Below are 21497 nucleotides of genomic sequence, written 5' to 3'. Positions count from 1 at the left end.
GTGTTTCCGGGTTGATCGGCGGGGCGCAGACAGGGATCTGCACCTGGCCACTGCTTGAAACGCGAAACCGTAGGAGCCGGCTTGCTGGCGAAGGCGTCGGGGCAGTCACATCATCGGTGAGGGAGGAATCGGGTTCGCCAGCAAGCCAGCTCGCAGGGGTGTGTTTGCCGCTGATGGGCTTCGCGCCGCTGGTCATGTGTTCGCTCGCCAACAGCGTTTGAACACATTGCATCAGGAGCGACTATTGCTTGGCGAGGTTCGACGGCTGGATGACGCGCTTGGCGTTCAACCAGGCCTTTTGCCAATAAGGCTTGTCGAGACTGTCGAGCTTGACCGTGCCCCCGGTGGCCGGCGCGTGAACGAACCGCCCTTCTCCGACGTAGATCCCGGCGTGGCTGACGTTCGAGCCGCCGCTGGTGGCGAAGAACACCAGATCACCGGTCTGCAACTGACTGCGATCGATGTCAGGCCCGCGCAGGGTGATCATTTCCCGCGTCGATCGCGGCAAGGTGATGCCTGCGGCGTCATGGTAGACGTAGCCGATCAGGCCACTGCAATCGAAACCCGAATCAGGGGTGTTGCCGCCCCAGCGATAGGGCGTGCCAACGAGGCCGATCGCGCGCAACAGGACGTCGTCGGCGAGCGGTGAAGAAAACTGGGGAGGAGCGGAAACCACAGGCCGGTAGACGACCTTGCGTGGAGCGGGCGGTGGCGTGCTGGAACATGCGGCCAGCAGCACAGCCAGAGAGGTGACGATCAGGCGAACCGTTAACGACATAAACACGACAACCTGTGCGGGGTGCAGCTTACTTTGCCGAGGGCCGGGGTTGCGCGCAAGAGGGGTTTGCCCTCTGCGCGCCCGGAATTAACGGGTTTGGCGCTTGATTGTAGTCGAGGTCATGGCGGTGGTGGTTGCAGGTACCGTTGAGGATGCCGTTGCAGGTGTCGATACAGGTGCCATTGCCAGCGCGCGTTTGGCTTCGATGAACGTCTTGGCCCAGTAAGCATCGTCAAGGCTGTCGACCCGGACGCCACCGCTGCGACGGCTGCTGGAGTGGATGAACTGGTCATCGCCCAGGTATATGCCCGCATGGCTGACGCGACCGCGGCCGGCGGTGCTGAAGAACAGCAGATCGCCTGGCTTGAGGTCATTGCGTTTGACGAGGGGAGCATCGATGTTGATCATCTCGCGGGAAGAACGCGGCAGGCTCATGCCCGCCTCTTCACGGAACAGGTAACCGATGAAACCGCTGCAGTCGAAGCCGGAGGTGGTCGACGTACCGCCGAAGCGATAGCGAGTGCCTATCAAGGATTTGCCGCGTTCGAGGATGCTGTCAGCCAGAACCGGCAGGCGGTACGGCTTGTTATCGGCAAATTGAGCGAGCTCGTCTTCGGTGGCGACTTCGTCATCCAGTACCGAAGATGCGTAATCGGCGCGCTTGCTGGCGGATTGGGCGGTGGCAGAGTCCCGGAACTGGGGGCTTTGCGACTGTTGTTGCGACGTCGGCATCTGGGCCGCGCAGCCGAACAACAGCGTAACGAGTGCGAGAGGCACGAGGGGTGCGAAGCGGTTTAGCATGTGCACGACCGTGGCTGAAGTGTAAAGAAGCCGAGACTATGCCTTCAATCGTACCCATTTGCAAATTCAATCGAAACAAATGTGACTTACGATGTCGTCCATCACTTCTAAGGCTCTACACCTCAGAAACGCGTCCATGTGCGCGGAATGATCGGTCGGTGAAGGGTTTATCTCGGCAGTAAAGCCTCCCATCACCCGAGCGCGCAGCATAGGCTCATGAATGTACGGGAAGCTGGCGGTGGTTCCGATGCTGAGCACAGCGTCAAAGCCTTTTGCCATCTCTTCCTGAAGCACGTTCAATGCCAACTCCGGCAACATCTCCTCAAACAACACCACCGATGGCCTCAGAACGCCAGTACAGCGGGGGCATAGCGGTGGCAGTGGCCGACTGAGATGCTCACTCAGTTGCGGATCTTCGGCGCCACAAGATTGACAGTAGAGCGGCGCCAGTTGCCCGTGAATCTCGATCAGCCGCTCTGGAGGACTGCCCGCTGCGCGATGATAGCCGTCGACGTTTTGCGTCAACACCCAGCACTCCGGTTTGCGCCGCTGCAATTCGGCGATCGCGTAATGCGCCGCATTGGGTCGTCCACTCAGGCAAGCGCTGCCCAATTGTGCGATGTACTTCCAGCACAGGGCGGGATCACGACGCAGCATCGGACCGGACAAGGCCATTTCGATGGGCAGGCCGTCATCGGTTTCACCGTTGTAAAGACCACCGACACCGCGGTAGGTCGGCAGGCCCGAATCTGCCGAGAGGCCCGCGCCGGTGATGATCAGGATGCGTGTAGCGTGGCGCAAGGCCGCTGCGGTTTGCAGGACCAGGGCCGGATCGACCAAGGGCGTGCTTACCAACCGAGGGTTTCTTTAAGGAAGGGAATGGTCAGCTTGCGCTGGGCCTGCAGCGAGGCCTGATCGAGTTGCTCAAGCAGGTCGAACAGCGCGCTCATGCTGCGCTTGCCGCGTGTGAGGATGAAATGCCCGACTTCATCGGTCAGGTGCAACCCCCGGCGCGACGCGCGCAATTGCAGGGCACGGAGTTTTTCTTCGTCGGACAACAGGCGCATCTGGAACACCAGCGCCATGGTCAGCCGGGATTTCAGGTCCGCCAGTTTGACCGGCAGCTCCCGGGGCGAGCACGAAGCCGCGATAAGCAGGCGTCGGCCGCTGTCGCGCAGCCGGTTGAACAGATGAAACAACGCTTCTTCCCACTCAGGCTTGCCGGCCACCACTTGTAAGTCATCGAGACAGACCAGCTCGTACTGCTCCAGATGATCGAACAGGCCAATGCCTTGATCGAGCAGCTCGGCCATCGGCAGGTAAACCGCGGGCTCACCCATCTGTTCGAATCGCAGGCAGGCGGCCTGCAACAGATGCGTGCGCCCTACCCCGTTCTTGCCCCACAGATAGATCAGACTTTCGGTCCAGCCGGCCTCGGCTTCGCACAGCCGCTCGACATAGCCGAGTGCAGCGGCATTGGCGCCTGGATAGTAATTGATGAAGGTGGCGTCATCACGCAGACGCACACTCAGGGGCAGCTGAACTGGTTTCATGCTGGCTGAACGGTTCGTGACGAACCGCCTAGGGGCCTCTGTGAAAAGTGCGCAAAGTCTATACCCGCAGGGCTGGCCGCACAATGCGGCAGACCGCCAGCAAAATCAAAGGGTTGCGTAGGTGACTGGTATCGCTGGGTATTACTGGCAAAAACGACCCGATCGTAGGAGCCGGCTTGCTGGCGAATGCGTCGTGTCAGGCAACACAACGCAAATGATCAATGGGGTTAGCCAGCAAGCCGGCTCCTACAGAAGCAGTTTCCATTGATTCACCATGGTCACTGCCCACTGCAAGAACGGAATCAGAGATCCGGATCGTCCAGACCGCCGTAGATGTCTGAATCCTTGTACAGATCATGGACATGGCGCACCAGGACCATGATCACCGCCGCCACCGGCAGGGCCAGCAGGATGCCGGTGAACCCGAACAGCTCGCCGCCCGCCAGGATCGCGAAGATGACCGCGACCGGGTGCAGACCGATGCGGTCACCCACCAGCAATGGGGTCAGCACCATGCCTTCCAGCGCCTGACCGACCATGAACACCGCGACGATGCCCAGCATCGGGTAGAGGTCGCCGCCGAACTGGAAGAAGCCGGCCAGAATCGCCGAGCCGATACCGATCACAAACCCCATGTACGGCACGATGGCCGCCAGACCGGCGATGACACCGATCAACAGCCCCAGCTCCAACCCGACCAGCATCAAGCCAGCGGCATAAATCACGCCCAGCGCGACCATCACCAGCAATTGGCCACGAATGAACGCGCCCAAGACTTCATGGCACTCGTCCGCCAGCGCGACGATCTTCTTCTCGCGGTGACGCGGCAACAGGCTGCGCACCTTCGCCATCATCACGTCCCAGTCACGCAGCAGGTAGAAGCAGACCACCGGGATCAGCACTAGATTGGTCAGCCAGCCGATCAGCGCGAGCGTGGAAGTGGTGGCCTGGGACAGGACGATGCCGACGATGTCGCCGGTCTGACCCATGTGCTCGGATATTGCCGCCTTGACCTTGTCGAACTTCCAGAACCCTTCCGCCAACCCCAGCTTGGCCTGCGCCCACGGCATGGCGGTGTGCTGCAGCCAGTCGAGGATCTGCGGCGCCAGTTCATACAGGCGATAAAGCTGCTTGGCCAGCATCGGCACCAGCACCAGCAGCAAGCCCATGAAGATGAGCGTGAACAGCAGAAACACCGTCACCACACTCATGGTGCGTGACAGCTTGAGTTTTTCCAGCCGGTCTGCCAGCGGATCGCCCATGTACGCCAGCAGCAGCGCCACCAGAAACGGCGTCAGAATCGAATGCAGCAGCCAGACGAACAAACAGACCAGGACAACCCCGCCCAGCCAGAACCAACGACGCGTATCAGTCATTACTGCCTCTTTCCCCAGGATGATGTGCTTCGTGCAACGTCGTTATGAACCTGTTCACCAACGGAAGTGCAATGCGCTGTCAGAAACAGCAGGCGGCTGCGGTGCGGCCGGCGTACCGTCTGCGGAAACCGGTGCAGTATTGACTGGGGCACTGACGATTTCACCGGCCGGTACTTCCTGCAATTTCGCCAGCGACAGCTGGGAACGCAACTGATCGGGGCTGCCGCTGACGTCGAACGCGATACGATCACCCTCGGCTGATTTCAGGCGGCCACCGAACGGTTCGAGCAGGCGCAACAATTGTGCGTAACGCTCAAGGTTCATGCCCTGCACATCCAGCACCATACCGGTTGCTGCGCCCGGCTTGACCACAAAGCGTGGCGCCAGACGCTGACTTACCGCCAACAGCACAGCGTCAGCCAGTTCCGCCGAGCTGGCGCCGCTGGCACTGCCCTGCTCCATCTTGTCGCCCAGCCACAGGTGCCACTTGCCCTGCCACTGGCCGCCGTTTTCCTGCGCGTGAACCGCCAGAATCGCGTCCGAACCGTAACGCTCGGAAGCCTCCTTGAGCGGACCGACGCTGTTGCCGTCGAGGGTCTTGGCGTTGCCGATACCTTGTTCGCTCAGGTCCGCCAGCGGCAGACGCAGCGGCAGACCGCGATGCTGAGCCGCGCGACGCAGAGGTTCGGCAGAGGCTTGACCGTCGCCGACGAGATTGGCCCCCTCGGTGGCGTCGTTCAGCCACCAGGCCATGATCACCGGGCGGTTGGAGCCCCACAACGACAGCCCGGCCTGACGCAGCACGCGCTCGGTACTCGCCGGGTCGAAATCCACCTGCAGGGTTTCGGGCGGGCCGGCGTCATAACCGTACTGGCTGATGATTTGCTGAGGGTCCTTGCGCACCTCGGCAAGGCCGCCGTTCTGCACGGCCTTGGGATCGCCGGTCAGGCGGATGACCAGGGTTTCCAGCGCGGCCTGGGTGGCGCGGGTTTTCTCGTCCGGGGTCTGACCGCTGACAGGTTCGCGCACCTGATAAAGAGTGTTCACCGTCTCGGCGAGCGCCGGCAGACTCATCAATGAGAGGCAACCCACGAACAGGCAGTTTTTTAGGCGCATGAATGAAGGTGGACGCATGAAAGATTCCCGCTGGGTAAAAAGGCAACGCTATAAATAGCTGCATGAACATGAGTGACCCGACTCTGACCGCAGACGCGCCCGAATCGCTCACTCAGGCGCCAACGTTACACCGGATCGACTCGGCGACGAACGGGTGCGGCGGGATAAACCGGGTTATTTTTTCTTCACCATCGTCCTGCCCGTCGGCCCAAGGATGGCCGCTTGCGCCCAACCCTGATAAAATCGCGCGCCTTCGCAGACCGGCGATGACAAGGCCCCGCGTCGTTGCCACTCGGTCGTTACCCCGAATCCCCCCCTAAAGGCCTGGATCATGAGCAAGCAACCCTCCCTGAGCTACAAAGACGCCGGTGTTGACATCGACGCCGGTGAAGCGCTGGTCGAACGCATCAAGAGCGTCGCCAAGCGCACCAAGCGCCCGGAAGTGATGGGCGGCCTTGGGGGCTTCGGCGCTCTGTGCGAAATCCCGGCCGGCTACAAGCAGCCTGTTCTGGTCAGCGGCACCGACGGCGTCGGCACCAAGCTGCGCCTGGCACTGAACCTGAACAAACACGACACCATCGGCATCGACCTGGTCGCCATGTGCGTCAACGATCTGGTGGTCTGCGGCGCTGAACCGCTGTTCTTTCTCGACTACTACGCCACCGGCAAACTGAACGTCGACACTGCCGCTCAAGTGGTCACCGGCATCGGCGCGGGCTGCGAACTGGCAGGCTGCTCCCTGGTTGGCGGCGAAACCGCTGAAATGCCTGGCATGTACGAAGGCGAAGACTACGACCTGGCCGGTTTCTGCGTCGGCGTCGTGGAGAAAGCCGACATCATCGACGGCTCCAAGGTGGCCGCCGGTGACGCGCTGATCGCCCTGCCGTCTTCCGGTCCGCACTCCAACGGCTACTCGCTGATCCGCAAGATCATCGAAGTGTCGGGTGCAGACATCGACACCCTCCAGCTCGACGGCAAGCCGCTGACCGAACTGCTGATGGCGCCGACCCGCATTTACGTCAAGCAGTTGCTCAAGCTGATCAAAGACACCGGCGCTGTAAAAGCCATGGCCCACATCACCGGCGGCGGCCTGCTGGACAACATTCCTCGCGTGCTGCCTGAAGGCGCACAGGCCATCGTCGACGTGGCCAGCTGGACCCGTCCGGCGGTCTTCGACTGGCTGCAGGAAAAAGGCAACGTTGACGAGCACGAAATGCACCGCGTGCTGAACTGCGGCGTCGGCATGGTCATCTGCGTCGCCCAGGAACACGTTGAAGTCTCGCTCAATGCCTTGCGTGAAGCCGGCGAGCAGCCTTGGGTGATCGGCCAGATCGGCACGGCTGCCGAAGGCGCTGCACAAGTCGAGCTGAAGAACGTCAAGGCTCATTAATGCCTGACATGCCCCAACCCTGTGACGTGGTGGTGCTGCTGTCCGGCACTGGCGGTAACCTGCAGGCGATGATCGACGGCTTTCAGGACAGCGCGAGCCCTGCGCGCATCCGTGCGGTGATTTCCAACCGCGCCGATGCCTTCGGGCTCGAGCGGGCCGCCCGCGCCGGAATCGACACCTGCGTGCTTGATCACACTGGCTATGAAGGTCGCGAGGCCTTCGATGCGGCGCTGATCGAAGCCATCGATTCGTTTCAGCCGTCGCTGGTGGTGCTCGCCGGATTCATGCGCATCCTCACGCCCGGGTTCGTGCGCCACTACCATGGGCGCCTGCTGAACATTCACCCTTCCCTGCTTCCGCGGTATAAAGGCCTGCACACCCATCAACGGGTGTTGGACGCCGGCGACGCCGAACATGGCTGCAGCGTGCACTTTGTCACGGAGGAACTCGATGGGGGGCCTCTGGTCGTACAGGCAGTTGTTTCTGTAGAGTTGCACGACACGCCCGCCACGCTGGCACAGAGGGTTCACGCCCAGGAACACCTGATTTATCCCCTGGCCATTCGCTGGTTTGCCGAAGGACGATTGACCCTCGACGAACACGGCGCCTCACTGGACGGCCAGCCCTTAGGGCCCAGCGGCCACTTGATCCGACATTAGGAGATATTATGCGTCGCGCTTTGCTCTTCGCTTTCGCCCTGTTCGCACTTCCCGCCGTCAACGCGGCCGACCTTCAACCTTTCTCCGCCAGCTACACCGCTGACTGGAAACAGCTGCCCATGAGCGGTGGCAGCGCCAGCCGCAGCCTCGAGAAGAACGCCAACGGCACCTGGACCCTGAGCTTCAAGGCATCGATGATGATCGCCAGCCTGACCGAAGTCAGCACCATCAAAGTCGACAAGGACCAACTGCTGCCACAGACCTACCACTTCGAACGTGGCGGCCTGGGCAAGAGCAAGACAGTCGATCTGGTCTTCGACTGGCCCACCAAATTCATTACCGGTACTGACCGTGGCGACGCGGTGAAAATCCCGCTGAATGCCGGCGTCCTCGACAAGTCCACCTATCAGCTCGCGCTGCAGCATGACGTGGCGGCGGGCAAGAAGAGCATGTCGTATCAGGTGGTCGACGGTGACGAAGTCGACACCTATGACTTCCGCGTGCTGGGCACCGAGAAGGTCGAGACCAAAGTCGGTTCGGTCGACGCCATCAAGGTCGAGCGCGTGCGTGATCCGACGCAGAACAAGCGCATCACCGTGATGTGGTTCGCCAAGGACTACGACTACCTGCTGGTTCGCCTGCAACAGGTTGAAACCGACGGCAAGGAATACAACATCATGCTGCAGGACGGCACGGTGAACGGTAAGTCGGTCAAGGGCAGTTAATTTAGCCAGCTGATTCACGCCTACATCGAGCGCAACATAGAACCCCGCCTACATGGCGGGGTTTTTTTGGCCGTAAAACCAGTATTCCCAGGCGAGCATTGATCTGACGGACCTCATTCCCCGGGTTGCTGCTGCTTCGCGCCAGATCGCGGGCAAGCGCGCTCCTACGTTTGAACTGCGGCGTGGCGAGGTTGCTGCGGCACCTCGAACGTCGCAGGAGCGTGGCTTGTCCCGCGATCGGCTGCGCAGCAGTCGTAAAATCCGGCAACCCGGATTTGTCTGATGAACCGCGCTTCGCCGGGTTGCTGCCGCTTCGCGCCAGATCGCGGGCAAGCGCGCTCCTAGATTTGATCTGCGGCGTGGCGAGGTTTTGTGCCGACCAACAAGCGCGCTGGCTGCGAACGACAAAATGAAACATTCTTCATGGCCTTCAACCGGGTGTGACAAAACGCCACACTCCCTTCGAATACAAGTATTTAGCGCACTGTTACGGATTCGGTAAATAACTGTTGCCGGATGTGCGCATTTACTTAGCTGGCTACCAAAAACTATAAAGAAGGCCTGCGACGTCCTGCCGCAGATATCCAAGAGTCAGGAGTTTGCACTATGACCGTAACTGTTACTGAACGCGACGACGCCCATATCTCCCACGAAACCATCGCCGATGGCATCCAGATCTGGGATGTTCGCCAGCAAGACCAATTGGTAGGGATGTTTCATTACGAATCGGACGCACAGCGTTACGCAGCAGAGCTTGCCGAGCAAGAAGCCAAGCAGCAGGCCAGTCATTCTTAATTTCGGAATCGCAGCAAAACAAAACCCGCCTGTTGGCGGGTTTTGTTGTTTGTGGATCCGGCTCTGTCGCCGATGGTCAAAGGCCGGTCGCGAACCTCTGTGGGAGCCGGCTTGCTGGCGAATGCAGCGTGTCAGTCTCCATCGAGGGCGGCTGGCACTTCCGGTTCGCCAGCAAGCCGGCTCCTACCGAAGCGGCGTCGTATCAGTCACATCGAGATGACCACCAAAGACCGTTTCGCCAGCAAGCGGCTACAAGTAGAGAGCCGCCACGGACGCTTACCACATCAGATCATCCGGGATCTTGTACGCGGCGTACGGATCGTCGCCTTCCGGCTCCTCGGTCGGGGCGCTGAGCATGACGATGCGGCGCGGGTCGCGCTCCTGCACCTTGAGGGCGGCTTCGCGGGGGATCACCTCGTAGGTGCCGCCGTGGTGCACGATGGCCAGTGCGCCGCTGCTCAGCTTGCTGCGCATCAGGCTGTTGACCGACAGGCGCTTGACCTTCTTGTCGTCGACGAAGTTGTAGTAGTCCTCGGTGGTCAGCTTCGGCAGGCGCGTGGCTTCGATCAACTGCTTGACCTGGGCGGCACGGGCTTTCTGCTCGATTTTTTCCTGCTGCTGACGATTCAACTCCTGGTCGCGTCTGGCTTTCTCGGCCATCGCTTCCTGGGCGGCGCGCTGGCTGGTGTCGTCCGCCACCGCCTGGCCCTTGTGCACCAGACGCTGTTCCTTCTGCTTGCTCTTGCTGGCCTGCTTCGCCTGTTTTTCATTGACCAGGCCGGCTTTCAGCAACTGGTCACGAAGGGAAATACCCGCCATCTGTCTTCTCTCTCTAAATAGTCAACTCAACCGCAGTTGGGCGTGATCTTTTCCTGACGCTTGGCTTCGCCCCAGAGCGCATCCATCTCTTCGAGGCTGCAATCTTCGATGGGGCGCCGGGTGTCGCGCAAGGCCTGTTCGATAAATCTGAAGCGCCGCTCGAATTTGGCATTGGCGGCGCGCAGGGCATTTTCCGGATCGACCTTGAGGTGCCGGGCCAGATTGACGGCGGCAAACAGCAGATCGCCGACCTCTTCGGTGATGGACGCGCTGTCGTTGTCGGCCATGGCTTCGAGGACTTCGTCGAGCTCCTCACGGACGTTATCGACCACCGGCAACGCGTCCGGCCAGTCGAACCCGACCTGGGACGCGCGCTTCTGCAACTTCGCCGCCCGCGACAGCGCCGGCAAAACGCCCGGCACATCGTCGAGCAGGGATAACTGCTCGGGGACGCTGGCCTTTTCCGCGCGCTCCTCGGCCTTGATCTGTTCCCAGCGATGCTTGACCTGATCTTCGCTGAGGCGCGGGGTTTCCAGCGGCGCGTACAGATCGCCGGTCGGGAACACGTGGGGGTGACGGCGAATCAGTTTGCGGGTGATGCCGTCGACCACGCCATCGAACTCAAACCGCCCTTCTTCCCGCGCCAGTTGGCAGTAATACACCACTTGAAACAGCAGATCGCCGAGCTCACCGCGCAGGTCATCGAAGTCTCCGCGCTCAATGGCGTCGGCGACTTCGTAGGCTTCTTCGAGGGTGTGCGGCACGATGCTCGCGTAATTCTGCTTCACGTCCCACGGGCAACCGAATTGCGGATCGCGCAAGCGGGCCATGAGCGTGAGAAGGTCTTGGAGGTTGTACATAGTTATCCCATTGCAACACCGGCTCCTGTAGGAGCGCGCTTGCCCGCGATTGCGGTGTGTCATCGACTTATTCGTCACAGGCACAACCTGTTCGCGGGCAAGCGCGCTCCTACAGGGTCACGGCGTTCTGTTACGCCGCGTTTCGATGATGTTCGGCAATTGCGAGATGCGCCCCAGTAGCCTGCCCAGGGCGTCCAGCCCCGGGATCTCGATGGTCAGCGACATCAGCGCGGTGTTGTCTTCCTTGTTCGAGCGGGTGTTGACCGCCAGGACGTTGATGCGCTCGTTGAGCAGGATCTGCGAGACGTCGCGCAGCAGGCCGGACCGGTCGTAGGCGCGGATGATGATGTCCACCGGGTAGGTGAGCACCGGCACCGGGCCCCAGCTGACCTGAATGATCCGCTCGGGTTCGCGCCCGCCCAGTTGCAGCACCGAGGCGCAGTCCTGACGGTGAATGCTCACGCCGCGGCCCTGGGTGATGTAACCGACGATGGCATCGCCAGGCAGCGGCTGGCAGCAACCGGCCATCTGCGTCATCAGGTTGCCGACGCCCTGGATCTGGATGTCCCCGCGCTTGCCCGGCTTGTAACCCGTGGCCTTGCGCGGAATCAGCTCCAGTTGCTCGTTGCCGCGCTCCGGCTCGACCAGTTGCTGGGCCAGATTGACCAGCTGAGCAATGCGCAGGTCCCCGGCGCCGAGGGCGGCGAACATGTCTTCGGCAATCTTCATGTTGGCCTTCTCGGCCAACTTGTCGAAATCCACTTGCGGCAGCGCCAGACGCGCCAGTTCGCGCTCCAGCAGCACCTTGCCGGCGGCGACGTTCTGATCGCGCGCCTGCAGCTTGAACCAGTGCACGATCTTCGCCCGCGCCCGGGACGTGGTGATGTAACCCAGGTTCGAGTTCAGCCAGTCGCGGCTCGGCGTGCCGTGCTTGCTGGTGATGATCTCGACCTGCTCGCCGGTCTGCAGGCTGTAGTTGAGCGGGACGATGCGGCCATTGATCTTGGCGCCACGGCAGTTGTGGCCGATCTCGGTGTGCACGCGGTAGGCGAAGTCCAGCGGCGTCGCACCCTTGGGCAGGTCAATGGCGTGGCCGTCCGGGGTGAACACGTAGACGCGGTCGGGCTCGATGTCGACGCGCAGCTGTTCCGCCAAACCGCCGATGTCGCCCAGTTCTTCATGCCACTCGAGGACCTGACGCAGCCAGGAGATTTTCTCTTCGTAGTGATTGGAGCCGGATTTGACGTCGGTGCCCTTGTACTTCCAGTGCGCGCAGACGCCCAGTTCGGCTTCTTCATGCATGGCGTGGGTGCGGATCTGCACTTCCAGCACCTTACCCTCGGGACCGATCACTGCCGTGTGCAGCGAGCGATAGCCGTTTTCCTTGGGGTTGGCGATGTAGTCGTCGAATTCCTTGGGAATGTGCCGCCACAGGGTGTGGACGATGCCAAGCGCGGTGTAGCAATCGCGCATCTCCGGCACCAGCACGCGAACGGCGCGAACGTCGTAGATCTGGCTGAATTCCAGGCCCTTGCGCTGCATTTTTCGCCAGATCGAGTAAATGTGCTTGGCCCGGCCGCTGATGTCGGCCTTGACGCCGGTGGCCAGCAGCTCGTTCTCAAGCTGAGACATCACGTCGGTGATGAAGCGCTCGCGATCAAGGCGGCGCTCGTGCAGCAGCTTGGCGATCTGCTTGTACTGCTCGGGCTCCAGGTAACGGAAGGACAAGTCCTCCAGCTCCCACTTGATGTGACCGATGCCCAACCGGTGGGCCAGCGGCGCGTAGATGTCGAAGACTTCCCGGGCGACGCGGTTGCGCTTTTCATCGTCGGTGTTCTTCACCGCGCGGATGGCACACGTCCGTTCAGCCAGCTTGATCAGCGCGACGCGCACGTCATCGACCATGGCCACCAGCATCTTGCGCAGGTTTTCGACCTGGGCCTGGGTGCCAAGCACCAGGGACTGGCGCGGGCTGAGACTGGCGCTGATGGCCGCCATGCGCAGCACGCCGTCGATGAGTTTGGCGACCGTGGGGCCGAAGCGCTGGTTGACGTCGGGCAGCGAGATCTTGCCTTCGCGCACGCCGCGGTAAATCACGGCGGCGACGAGTGAATCCTGATCGAGCTTGAGGTCGGCCAGGATTTCAGCGATTTCCAGGCCCGTCTGAAAACTCGAAGTGCCTTCCGCCCAGAGGTTCTTGGCGGCGTTGTCCTGTTGCTCGGCGTGCCGGGCAAATTCACAGGCCTCTTTGAGGGCCTGTCGGTCCACTGCAAGGTCGACGCTGACCACGTGATCCAGCCACGCGTCGAGGTTGATACTGCCGTCTGTGTTGATCGGCTGGTGGGGTCTCACCTGTACCATGTTGCTTACCTTCCCTACGGCGCGATGAAATGCGCCTTCAGTCGCCGGCCTTCTTGAGCGCGAGCGCCTTGCGGGCCATGCAAGGTCGCGTACGCGCGGGCCAGTCGGATTAAACGAGACTCCGTGTAAGGCGTCGGCATTTCCTGAGCCGCCGCCTCACTTGCTCGCTTCAAATAACGCCATCGCCTCGACATGCGCTGTCTGCGGGAACATATCGAGGATTCCGGCACGTTTTAAACGGTAGCCCTGCTTGATCAATTCAACGGTGTCGCGCGCCAGCGTTGCCGGGTTGCACGACACATAAAGGACGCGTTGAGCGCCCAGTGACTTGAGCTTGCCCACTGCTTCGAACGCCCCGTCACGGGGCGGATCGAGCAGCACTGCGGCGAAACCTTCCGCCACCCAAGCCGCCTTGTCCAGTGGCTGCGACAGATCGGCCTGATAAAACGTCACGTTGCTTAAACCGTTGTTGGCGGCATTGGCCGTCGCCCGCTGAACCATGGCGTCGACGCCCTCCACGGCCACCACGTCGCGCGTCATTTGCGCCAGCGGTAGCGCGAAGTTACCAAGCCCGCAGAACAAGTCCAGCACTCGTTCGTCCTTGCCCGGCGCGAGCCAGGCCAGGGCCTGCTGGATCATCGCGGTGTTGACCTGAGCATTGACCTGCACGAAGTCGCCAGGACGATACGCCAGGGACAGATTCCACGGTTCCAGGCGGTAGCCCAGTTGCGCGGAGGGGTCGACCGGTTGTGGCTCGCCTTCGCCGTGCAACCACAGTTGCGCGTCATGGGTGTCGCAAAATCCCTTGAGGATTGCCAGATCACTTTCAGCCAGCGGCGCGGTGTGCCGCAGCAGCACGGCATTGGCCGAACCACTGAACAGCTCGACATGCCCCAGGGCCTGCGGTTTGCTCAGACGCCGAAGCATGGGCGCGAGCGCTGTCATGATCGGTTGCAAGGCCTGTACCAGCACCGGGCATTGTTCGATGGCGATGATGTCCTGGCTTGCTGCGGCGCGGAATCCGACGTCCAAGCGTTTGGCCCGCACGTCCCAGCGCACGGCGACGCGGGCGCGACGGCGGTAGGCAAATTCTTCACCGGTCAGGGGCGCGGCCCATTCCTCCGGATCGACCCCGGCAATGCGGCTCAATTGCTCGGCGAGCATGCTCTGTTTCAGGGCGAGCTGTTCGGCGTGGGGCATGTGCTGGGTGCTGCAACCGCCGCAACGGCCGAAATGCGGGCACGCTGCGGGGCGGCGCATGGGGCTGGCCTGGAACACTCGCTCGGTGCGGGCTTCGACCACTTTGCCGTGGGCATTGAGCACCCGGGCCTCGATCTCTTCGCCAGCCAGACTGCCCATGACAAACCAGGTGCGGCCGTCGACGAAACCGATGCCGCGACCGTCGTTGGCCAGTCGCTCGATAGTCAGGCGTTGTTTTTTACCGGTGGGGACCTGCGGGGTCCGGGTGCCGCCGCTGGGCTGGAAACGCAGGCCTGCATCACGCCTGGCCATCAGTTGGGCGCATCGTAGACGCCGGTCGACAGGTAACGGTCGCCGCGGTCACAAATAATCGCGACCATCACCGCGTTCTCAACTTCTTGGGACAGGCGCAGCATGCCGGCGACAGAGCCGCCCGACGACACGCCACAGAAAATGCCTTCTTCCCGCGCCAGACGACGCATGACCTCCTCGGCTTCGGACTGACCCATGTCCAGAATCCGGTCGACGCGGTCGGCCTGATAAATGCTCGGCAGGTATTCCTGAGGCCAGCGGCGGATGCCCGGAATCGACGCGCCATCCATAGGCTGGAGGCCGACGATCTGGATGTTCGGGTTCTGTTCCTTGAGGAAACGCGAGGTGCCCATGATGGTGCCGGTGGTGCCCATGGAGCTGATGAAATGGGTGACGGTGCCGCCGGTCTGCCGCCAGATTTCGGGGCCGGTGCCGACGTAATGGGCTTGGGGATTGTCGCCATTGGCGAACTGGTCGAGCACCTTGCCGTGGCCTTCAGCCTGCATGCGCTCGGCCAGGTCACGGGCGCCTTCCATGCCCTCTTCCTTGCTGACCAGAATCAGCTCGGCGCCATAGGCGGTCATGGCGGCCTTGCGCTCGGCGCTGGAGTTGTCGGGCATGATCAAAATCATGCGATAGCCTTTGATCGCCGCGGCCATGGCCAGGGCGATGCCGGTGTTGCCGGAGGTGGCTTCAATCAGGGTGTCGCCGGGGTGGATCTGCCCGCGCAATTCAGCACGGGTAATCATCGACAGCGCCGGGCGGTCCTTCACGGAGCCGGCCGGGTTGTTGCCTTCGAGCTTGAGCAGCAACGTGTTGCTGGTGTTCCCGGCCATGCGTTGCAGACGCACCAGCGGGGTGTTGCCGACGCAATCGGCGATGGTTTGATACTGCAGGGTCATGGCGTGTTCGCGATCCAGACGTGCGGGGGTCGCCTATCATACCGGCAATCGCTGCCAGCCCATATCACGCAAAGTGAGGTGGTTATCGCTGAATGGAATAAGGCCCCGAAGAACCAGTAAAGCGAACTGTAGGAGCGCGCTTGCCCGCGAACGCGACAGGCCTGTGCCATCGACCTCAACTGACCCACCCCGTTCGCGGGCAAGCGCGCTCCTACAATGTCGATATAGGGCGGTTCAAACAGCGGCTTCCGTGTGTCGGGCCGGCAAACGCATGATCATCCTCAAGCCCCGGCCGGTGTTCTCCGCCCACAGGTCGCCGCCCTGAAGCCGCAACGAATTGCGCGCGATGCTCAGCCCAAGGCCGAAACCACCGTCGCCGGGGCGGGCGCCGTCCAGGCGGATGAACGGCGCAAAAATCCGCTCCAGATCGCCCTCGTCGATCCCGCCGCCCTGATCTTCCAGCCACAGCAACCAGTCATCCCCTTCGCGCCGACCGTCCAGACGCACGATGCCCTCGGGCGGAGAATGGCGGATGGCGTTGCGCAGAATGTTTTCCAGCGCCTGGGCCAAGGTGTTGAGATGGCCACTGACCCAGCACTCGCTGTCAAGATCGCAGCGCAACTGACGGGACGGCCAGCAGGTTTCGAAGCAGGCGTCATCCACCAGCATCTCCCACAGCGCCACCACCTGAATGTCCTCGCCCGGGAGTTTCTCGCGCTCGGTGTCGAGCCAGGCGAGTTGCAGGGTGTCGTCCACCAGACGACGCATGCCGTCCACCTCCCGGCTCAGGCGCTCGCGCAGTTCAGCAAGGGTTTGCTCGCTGTCGCAGGCCACGCGCAGGCGACTCAGGGGCGTGCGCAGTTCGTGGGACAGATCGCGCAACAACTGCTGCTGAATCTGCACCGTCGAGTGCAGGCGCGCGGCCATGTGGTCGAAGGCGCGGTTCAGCTCGCCCAGTTCATCACGGCGCTCGGTCATTTGCGGCGACAGCCGGCTGGTCAGCCGATCGGCCCGCCACGCATTGGCCTGTTCACGCAGTTGGTTGAGTGGACGAATCAGCAAGCGATACAGCCCGACGCACAGCAGCAGGGTGAACAACGCGGGAATCAGCCCGTTGGTCAGGATTTGCCCGATCAGCGCATAACGCCCTGGTTTGAAGCGCTCGGGCAGTTCGATGACCAGACTGCCGGCGTCCGGGTTGCCGGAAAACGCGATCTTCAGCCAGGGCACGGTCTTCTGCCGCGTGCTCATGGGCCAGTCGATGCCGCGCATGAACGTCAGCCGCTGGTACTGCTCGCGGTTCAGCGGCGTACTGCCGAGTGACTGTAAGTCGCCGCCGATGACCCCGACCCAGCCGGTCTCCTGCTGACGGACCTGTTTCAGCCATTCGTCGACGCCGCGCTGGCCGGCGCTGTTCCACGCCCGTTCGGCCTGCGCCGCATAGTCGTTGAGCACCTGATGGGCCTCGGCGTTCAGATACGCGTTGCGGGTCTCGATGTAGCGGCCCCAATACCAACTGAGCCAGATCATCAGCAGGCAGAAACCGACCAGCAGAACGGCCAGCTTCCAGAACAGCGAATGCCGACCGGGCAGTGTTGTGCGCGGGTCAGCCATCCTGCACCGACGCCGTCAGCACGTAGCCTTTGCCCCACACCGTGCGCAGTTGCCGCGCCTGATAGCCGACGGCCTTGAGCTTGCGGCGAATCTGGCTGATGTGCATGTCCAGGCTGCGGTCGTGCCGGGAATAGCCGCGCTGCAAAACGTGCTGATAAAGGAAGGCCTTGCTGAGGACGTCTTCGGGATTGCGCCACAAGGTTTCCAGCAGGCGGTATTCGCTGCCGGTCAATTGCGCCGCGGTGCCGCCGAAGGAGACGTCGCAGCGGCCTTCGTCGAAGGTCAGACCGTCTTCGTCGGGCTTTTCGAAACGGGTCTCGGGCATGCTTGTCGTCAGCGCATGGAACCGCCGTTCGAGCTCGACCCGGCGCAGGATCGCCTCGATGCGCACCCGCAGTTCATCGACGCTGAAAGGTTTGGGCAGGTAATCGTCAGCGCCGTTCTGGAAGCCGGTGATGCGGTCAGCCTCGGCGCCCAGGGCGGACATGAGGATGATCGGCACGGTATGGCGGCGGCGCAGATGGGTAAGGATGTCGAGGCCGTTCATGCCCGGCAAGAGGATATCCATGAGTACGACGTCGAACGGCTCACGTTGCGCACAGGCCAGCCCTTCGGCGCCGTTCTGGCACCAGGTCACCTGAAACCCGCAGCGATCGAGCTGATCGTGAACGAAAGCGCCGAGCACGACATCGTCCTCGATGGCGAGTATGTGGGGTCGGTGGATGCTGGCGGGAGTCATTGACGTCTGCGATTGATTCTCAAGAAGCGGATTATTCAAGATTGCGCGCAGCGGGGCAATGCTGGCCTGTCGGAGCGGAGGGCATATCGGGAATACCAGAATTAACTGTAGGAGCGCGCTTGCCCGCGAAGGCGGTGTATCAGGCAATCGATTCGTCACAGGCAAAACGCTTTCGCGGGCAAGCGCGCTCCTACAGGGGATCTCGGCAAAGCACATAAGCGCCGGCGTAAACAAAGTCCTATGAATCTCGGCAACGCAGACAATCGTCGGCGTACATAAAATCCGTAGGAGCCGGCTTGCTGGCGAACGCGGTGGATCTGAAAAGAAGATGTCGACTGACCCAGTGGGTTCGCCAGCAAGCCGGCTCCTACGAGTCCACGACAGGCATGGCATCCAGATTCGGCGACGGATCAGCGGCTATCCGACAGCCATGTGCAGGCATCCGGCCCACCCGACCGAAGCGCAAATGACTACACTGCGCAGTGATTGCGCGTCGTACGCTGCATTGGCGCAGCAATCGCTCGAATTCGTGCCGGGTTGTTGGAGAAGAAGTGTGCTGAAAAAAGTGGGCATCAAAGGCCGCGTCATGCTGCTGACCCTGCTCCCGGCCTGCCTGATGGCGGCGTTGCTGGGGGGTTATTTCACCTGGATGCAGCTCACGGAGCTACAGACCCAGTTGCTCAAGCGTGGCGAGATGATTGCCAACGAGCTGGCGCCGCTGTCCGCCGGCGCGCTGGCCAGCGGTGATCAGGCCATGCTCGAACGCATCGCCGGCCAAGTGCTGGAACAGGCCGACGTGCGCGCGGTGTCGTTCCTCGATGCCGATCGCGCCATGTTGGCCCATGCCGGGCCGAGCATGATCAACCAGGCCCCTGTCGGCAACAGCACGCACATGCAGCAACGTTCGGAAAACGACGCCACGCGCTACCTGATGCCGGTGTTCGGGCGCAGCCGCCACCTGACCGGCGACGTCGTCCCTGCCGAAGCCGACCGCCTGCTCGGTTGGGTCGAGCTGGAACTGTCCCACAACGGCACGCTGCTGCGCGGGTATCGCAGCCTGTTCGCCAGCCTGATTCTCATTGTCATCGGCCTCGGCCTGACCGCCATGCTCTCCCTGCGCATGAGCCGCACCATCAACGGCCCGATCACCCAGATCAAACACGTCGTCGCCCAACTGAAGGACGGCAATCTGGAAGCGCGATTGCCGCCCATGGGCAGTTACGAACTGGATGAACTGGGGTCGGGCATCAACCGCATGGCGGCGACGTTGCAGAACGCCCAGGAAGAATTGCAGCACAGCATCGAGCAGGCCACTGAAGACGTGCGGCAGAACCTGGAAACCATCGAGATCCAGAACATCGAACTGGACCTGGCGCGCAAGGAAGCCCTGGAGGCCAGCCGGATCAAGTCCGAGTTTCTGGCGAACATGAGCCATGAAATCCGCACGCCGCTCAACGGCATCCTCGGCTTCACCCACCTGTTGCAGAAAAGCGAGCTGACGCCGCGTCAGTACGATTACCTGGGCACCATCGAAAAATCCGCCGACAACCTGTTGAGCATCATCAACGAGATTCTCGATTTCTCGAAGATCGAGGCCGGCAAACTGGTCCTCGACGCTATTCCGTTCAATCTGCGTGATCTGCTGCAGGACACGCTGACCATCCTCGCCCCCGCCGCCCACGCCAAACAGCTGGAGCTGGTGAGTCTGGTCTATCGCGACACGCCGCTGTCGCTGGTGGGCGATCCGTTGCGGCTGCGGCAGATCCTGACCAACCTCGTCAGCAACGCGATCAAGTTCACCCGCGAGGGCACCATCGTGGCGCGGGCGATGCTGGAGGAGGAACACGACACCACCGTGCAATTGCGCATCAGCGTGCAGGACACTGGCATCGGCCTGTCCAGTCAGGACGTGCGCGCGCTGTTTCAGGCATTCAGCCAGGCGGACAATTCACTGTCGCGGCATTCCGGCGGCACCGGATTGGGGCTGGTGATTTCCAAGCGGCTGGTCGAGCAGATGGGCGGCGAGATTGGCGTCGAGAGCACGCCCGGCGAAGGTTCGGAATTCTGGATCAGCCTGACGCTGCCGAAAACCCGCGACGACCTTGAAGACCTGCCCGCCCCGCCGCTGCTGGGCCGTCGCGTGGCGGTACTGGAGCATCACGATCTGTCGCGTCAGGCGCTTGAGCATCAACTGGAAGACTGCGGCCTGCAGCCAATGGTCTTCAACAATCTGGAAAACCTCATCAACGGCGTGACGGTGGTGCATCAAACGCCCCACGCCATCGACATGGCCGTGCTCGGCGTCACCGCCCACGAGCTGCCGCCCGAGCGCCTGCGCCAGCAGATCTGGGACCTCGAAAATCTCAACTGCAAAGTGCTGGTGCTGTGCCCGACCACCGAACAGGCGCTGTATCAGTTTTCCGTGCCCGACGCCTATAACCAGTTGCAGGCCAAGCCGGCGTGCACGCGCAAATTGCGCCGCGCGCTGTCGGAGCTGATCCAGCCCAAGCAGTTGCGTAACGAGGTGCCGGAGCCGCTGTCGAGCCGGCCGCCGCGTATTCTCTGCGTGGATGACAACCCGGCGAATCTGTTGCTGGTGCAGACCTTGCTCGAAGACATGGGCGCCAAGGTCAAAGCCGTCGACAGTGGTTATGCCGCGGTCCAAGCGGTGCAGGATGAACCCTTCGATCTGGTGCTGATGGACGTGCAGATGCCGGGCATGGACGGGCGTCAGGCCACCGAAGAAATTCGCAGCTGGGAGAGCGAGCGTCAGGCCACGTCGCTGCCCATCGTCGCCCTCACCGCCCACGCCATGGCCAACGAGAAACGCGCGCTGTTGCAGAGCGGCATGGACGATTACCTGACCAAGCCGATCAGCGAGCGTCAACTGGCGCAGGTGGTACTGAAGTGGACCGGGCTGGCGCTGCGCAATCAGGCGCCGGAACGGCATGTGGAAATCGCCCAGGGCGGCATCAACCTGCAGGTGCTCGATCACGAGGAAGGGCTGCGGCTGGCGGCGGGCAAAGCCGATCTGGCGGCGGACATGCTGGCGATGCTGCTGGCCTCCCTCGCCACCGACCGCGAAGCCATCCTCACTGCCCGCGAGGCCAAGGACAACGTCGCGCTGATCGAACGCGTCCATCGCCTCCACGGCGCCACCCGTTACTGCGGCGTCCCGCAATTGCGCGCGGCGTGTCAGCGCAGTGAAACCCTGCTGAAACAGGAATCGGCGGACAGCGACAAGGCACTCGATGAATTGGAGAAGGCCATCAGTCGCCTGGAAACCGAGGCCCGTGTGACGGCTTGATCTGGGTCACAGGGCATCGTTGAGTGACGGGTACGCTGCGGTGTTTCAAGGTCAGCCGCATGACCTGTAGGAGCCGGCTTGCTGGCGAACGCGGTGGTTCTGCAATGAGGAGGTCGACTGACAGATCGCCTTCGCGGGCAAGCGCGCTCCTACAGGGATCTCGGCAGCGCATGCAATCGTCGGCGTACAC

At 62.1% G+C, this 21497-nt stretch carries 18 protein-coding genes; 5 read left to right on the top strand and 13 right to left on the bottom strand.

What is annotated here, in order from left to right:
• Positions 1-241: 241 nt before the first annotated feature.
• The 6 genes from EC919_RS21490 to EC919_RS21465 form a co-directional block, all read right to left on the bottom strand.
• Positions 242-778 carry a C40 family peptidase gene (locus EC919_RS21490; RefSeq protein ID WP_133776347.1) on the bottom strand — a complete coding sequence of 179 codons (537 nt, stop codon included), beginning with the start codon at positions 776-778 and terminating at the stop codon, positions 242-244.
• 87 nt (positions 779-865) lie between these two features.
• On the bottom strand, positions 866-1579 hold the full coding sequence (locus EC919_RS21485) for a C40 family peptidase (RefSeq protein WP_133776346.1): 714 nt from the start codon (positions 1577-1579) through the stop codon (positions 866-868).
• A gap of 66 nt (positions 1580-1645) precedes the next feature.
• Complete coding sequence (locus EC919_RS21480; protein ID WP_166650604.1) at positions 1646-2419, bottom strand: NAD-dependent deacylase; 774 nt, start codon at positions 2417-2419, stop codon at positions 1646-1648.
• Positions 2420-2427: 8 nt separating this feature from the next.
• Positions 2428-3132 (bottom strand): DnaA regulatory inactivator Hda, encoded by a 705-nt coding sequence (gene hda, locus EC919_RS21475; protein ID WP_133776345.1) that lies wholly within the window; start codon positions 3130-3132, stop codon positions 2428-2430.
• 302 nt (positions 3133-3434) lie between these two features.
• A complete protein-coding gene (locus tag EC919_RS21470; protein ID WP_133776344.1) occupies positions 3435-4508 on the bottom strand; it encodes an AI-2E family transporter in 1074 nt (357 codons plus the stop codon).
• A gap of 54 nt (positions 4509-4562) precedes the next feature.
• The gene (locus EC919_RS21465) at positions 4563-5624 is read right to left on the bottom strand and encodes a DUF2066 domain-containing protein (protein ID WP_133776456.1); all 1062 of its coding nucleotides are present in this window, start codon (positions 5622-5624) and stop codon (positions 4563-4565) included.
• A gap of 331 nt (positions 5625-5955) precedes the next feature.
• Here EC919_RS21465 and purM point away from each other — a divergent pair, with 331 nt between their 5' ends.
• From purM to EC919_RS21445, 4 genes are all read left to right on the top strand, one after another.
• A complete protein-coding gene (purM, locus tag EC919_RS21460) occupies positions 5956-7014 on the top strand; it encodes a phosphoribosylformylglycinamidine cyclo-ligase (protein WP_133776343.1) in 1059 nt (352 codons plus the stop codon).
• 8 nt (positions 7015-7022) lie between these two features.
• Positions 7023-7673, top strand: a complete 651-nt coding sequence (gene purN, locus EC919_RS21455; RefSeq protein WP_133776455.1) for a phosphoribosylglycinamide formyltransferase — start codon at positions 7023-7025, stop codon at positions 7671-7673.
• A gap of 8 nt (positions 7674-7681) precedes the next feature.
• Positions 7682-8398, top strand: coding sequence for a DUF3108 domain-containing protein (locus EC919_RS21450; protein ID WP_133776342.1), 717 nt, complete (start codon positions 7682-7684; stop codon positions 8396-8398).
• Between the two features lie 606 nt (positions 8399-9004).
• Complete coding sequence (locus EC919_RS21445) at positions 9005-9193, top strand: hypothetical protein (RefSeq protein ID WP_108120469.1); 189 nt, start codon at positions 9005-9007, stop codon at positions 9191-9193.
• Between the two features lie 276 nt (positions 9194-9469).
• Here the strand turns inward: EC919_RS21445 and EC919_RS21440 are convergent, their stop codons facing one another.
• The 7 genes from EC919_RS21440 to EC919_RS21410 all read right to left on the bottom strand — a co-directional run bounded on the left by EC919_RS21440 (position 9470) and on the right by EC919_RS21410 (position 18000).
• Positions 9470-10012, bottom strand: a complete 543-nt coding sequence (locus EC919_RS21440; protein WP_133776341.1) for a DUF2058 domain-containing protein — start codon at positions 10010-10012, stop codon at positions 9470-9472.
• A gap of 26 nt (positions 10013-10038) precedes the next feature.
• Positions 10039-10872 carry a nucleoside triphosphate pyrophosphohydrolase gene (gene mazG, locus EC919_RS21435; protein WP_133776340.1) on the bottom strand — a complete coding sequence of 278 codons (834 nt, stop codon included), beginning with the start codon at positions 10870-10872 and terminating at the stop codon, positions 10039-10041.
• A 117-nt stretch (positions 10873-10989) separates the two neighbouring features.
• Positions 10990-13233 (bottom strand): GTP diphosphokinase, encoded by a 2244-nt coding sequence (relA, locus tag EC919_RS21430; protein ID WP_133776339.1) that lies wholly within the window; start codon positions 13231-13233, stop codon positions 10990-10992.
• A 156-nt stretch (positions 13234-13389) separates the two neighbouring features.
• Complete coding sequence (gene rlmD, locus EC919_RS21425) at positions 13390-14745, bottom strand: 23S rRNA (uracil(1939)-C(5))-methyltransferase RlmD (protein ID WP_133776338.1); 1356 nt, start codon at positions 14743-14745, stop codon at positions 13390-13392.
• Positions 14745-15647 carry a cysteine synthase CysM gene (gene cysM, locus EC919_RS21420; protein ID WP_133776337.1) on the bottom strand — a complete coding sequence of 301 codons (903 nt, stop codon included), beginning with the start codon at positions 15645-15647 and terminating at the stop codon, positions 14745-14747. The genes rlmD and cysM overlap by 1 nt, the downstream gene beginning before the upstream one ends.
• A 234-nt stretch (positions 15648-15881) precedes the next feature.
• The gene (locus EC919_RS21415) at positions 15882-17261 is read right to left on the bottom strand and encodes a sensor histidine kinase (protein WP_133776336.1); all 1380 of its coding nucleotides are present in this window, start codon (positions 17259-17261) and stop codon (positions 15882-15884) included.
• Positions 17254-18000: a response regulator transcription factor gene (locus EC919_RS21410; protein ID WP_133776335.1), complete on the bottom strand. Its 747-nt coding sequence runs from the start codon at positions 17998-18000 to the stop codon at positions 17254-17256. Before EC919_RS21410 ends, EC919_RS21415 begins: the two co-directional genes overlap by 8 nt.
• 553 nt (positions 18001-18553) lie before the next feature.
• Here EC919_RS21410 and EC919_RS21405 point away from each other — a divergent pair.
• Positions 18554-21307, top strand: coding sequence for a response regulator (locus EC919_RS21405; protein WP_133776454.1), 2754 nt, complete (start codon positions 18554-18556; stop codon positions 21305-21307).
• The last annotated feature ends 190 nt before the right edge of the window (positions 21308-21497 follow it).

It is taken from the genome of Pseudomonas graminis (assembly GCF_004364335.1).
Classification (GTDB): domain Bacteria; phylum Pseudomonadota; class Gammaproteobacteria; order Pseudomonadales; family Pseudomonadaceae; genus Aquipseudomonas; species Aquipseudomonas graminis_D.
The sequence above is the reverse complement of the archived record's forward strand: the minus strand, read 5'-3'. Positions and strand labels throughout refer to the sequence as shown.

Excerpts from the sequence above, each read along its gene's own strand:
- EC919_RS21490 (WP_133776347.1), bottom strand. The coding sequence starts at position 778 with ATGTCGTTAACGGTTCGCCTGATCGTCACCTCTCTGGCTGTGCTGCTG.
- EC919_RS21485 (WP_133776346.1), bottom strand. The coding sequence starts at position 1,579 with ATGCTAAACCGCTTCGCACCCCTCGTGCCTCTCGCACTCGTTACGCTG.
- hda (WP_133776345.1), bottom strand. The coding sequence starts at position 3,132 with ATGAAACCAGTTCAGCTGCCCCTGAGTGTGCGTCTGCGTGATGACGCC.
- EC919_RS21470 (WP_133776344.1), bottom strand. The coding sequence starts at position 4,508 with ATGACTGATACGCGTCGTTGGTTCTGGCTGGGCGGGGTTGTCCTGGTC.
- EC919_RS21465 (WP_133776456.1), bottom strand. The coding sequence starts at position 5,624 with ATGCGCCTAAAAAACTGCCTGTTCGTGGGTTGCCTCTCATTGATGAGT.
- purM (WP_133776343.1), top strand. The coding sequence starts at position 5,956 with ATGAGCAAGCAACCCTCCCTGAGCTACAAAGACGCCGGTGTTGACATC.
- purN (WP_133776455.1), top strand. The coding sequence starts at position 7,023 with ATGCCCCAACCCTGTGACGTGGTGGTGCTGCTGTCCGGCACTGGCGGT.
- EC919_RS21450 (WP_133776342.1), top strand. The coding sequence starts at position 7,682 with ATGCGTCGCGCTTTGCTCTTCGCTTTCGCCCTGTTCGCACTTCCCGCC.
- EC919_RS21445 (WP_108120469.1), top strand. The coding sequence starts at position 9,005 with ATGACCGTAACTGTTACTGAACGCGACGACGCCCATATCTCCCACGAA.
- EC919_RS21440 (WP_133776341.1), bottom strand. The coding sequence starts at position 10,012 with ATGGCGGGTATTTCCCTTCGTGACCAGTTGCTGAAAGCCGGCCTGGTC.
- mazG (WP_133776340.1), bottom strand. The coding sequence starts at position 10,872 with ATGTACAACCTCCAAGACCTTCTCACGCTCATGGCCCGCTTGCGCGAT.
- relA (WP_133776339.1), bottom strand. The coding sequence starts at position 13,233 with ATGGTACAGGTGAGACCCCACCAGCCGATCAACACAGACGGCAGTATC.
- rlmD (WP_133776338.1), bottom strand. The coding sequence starts at position 14,745 with ATGGCCAGGCGTGATGCAGGCCTGCGTTTCCAGCCCAGCGGCGGCACC.
- cysM (WP_133776337.1), bottom strand. The coding sequence starts at position 15,647 with ATGACCCTGCAGTATCAAACCATCGCCGATTGCGTCGGCAACACCCCG.
- EC919_RS21415 (WP_133776336.1), bottom strand. The coding sequence starts at position 17,261 with ATGGCTGACCCGCGCACAACACTGCCCGGTCGGCATTCGCTGTTCTGG.
- EC919_RS21410 (WP_133776335.1), bottom strand. The coding sequence starts at position 18,000 with ATGACTCCCGCCAGCATCCACCGACCCCACATACTCGCCATCGAGGAC.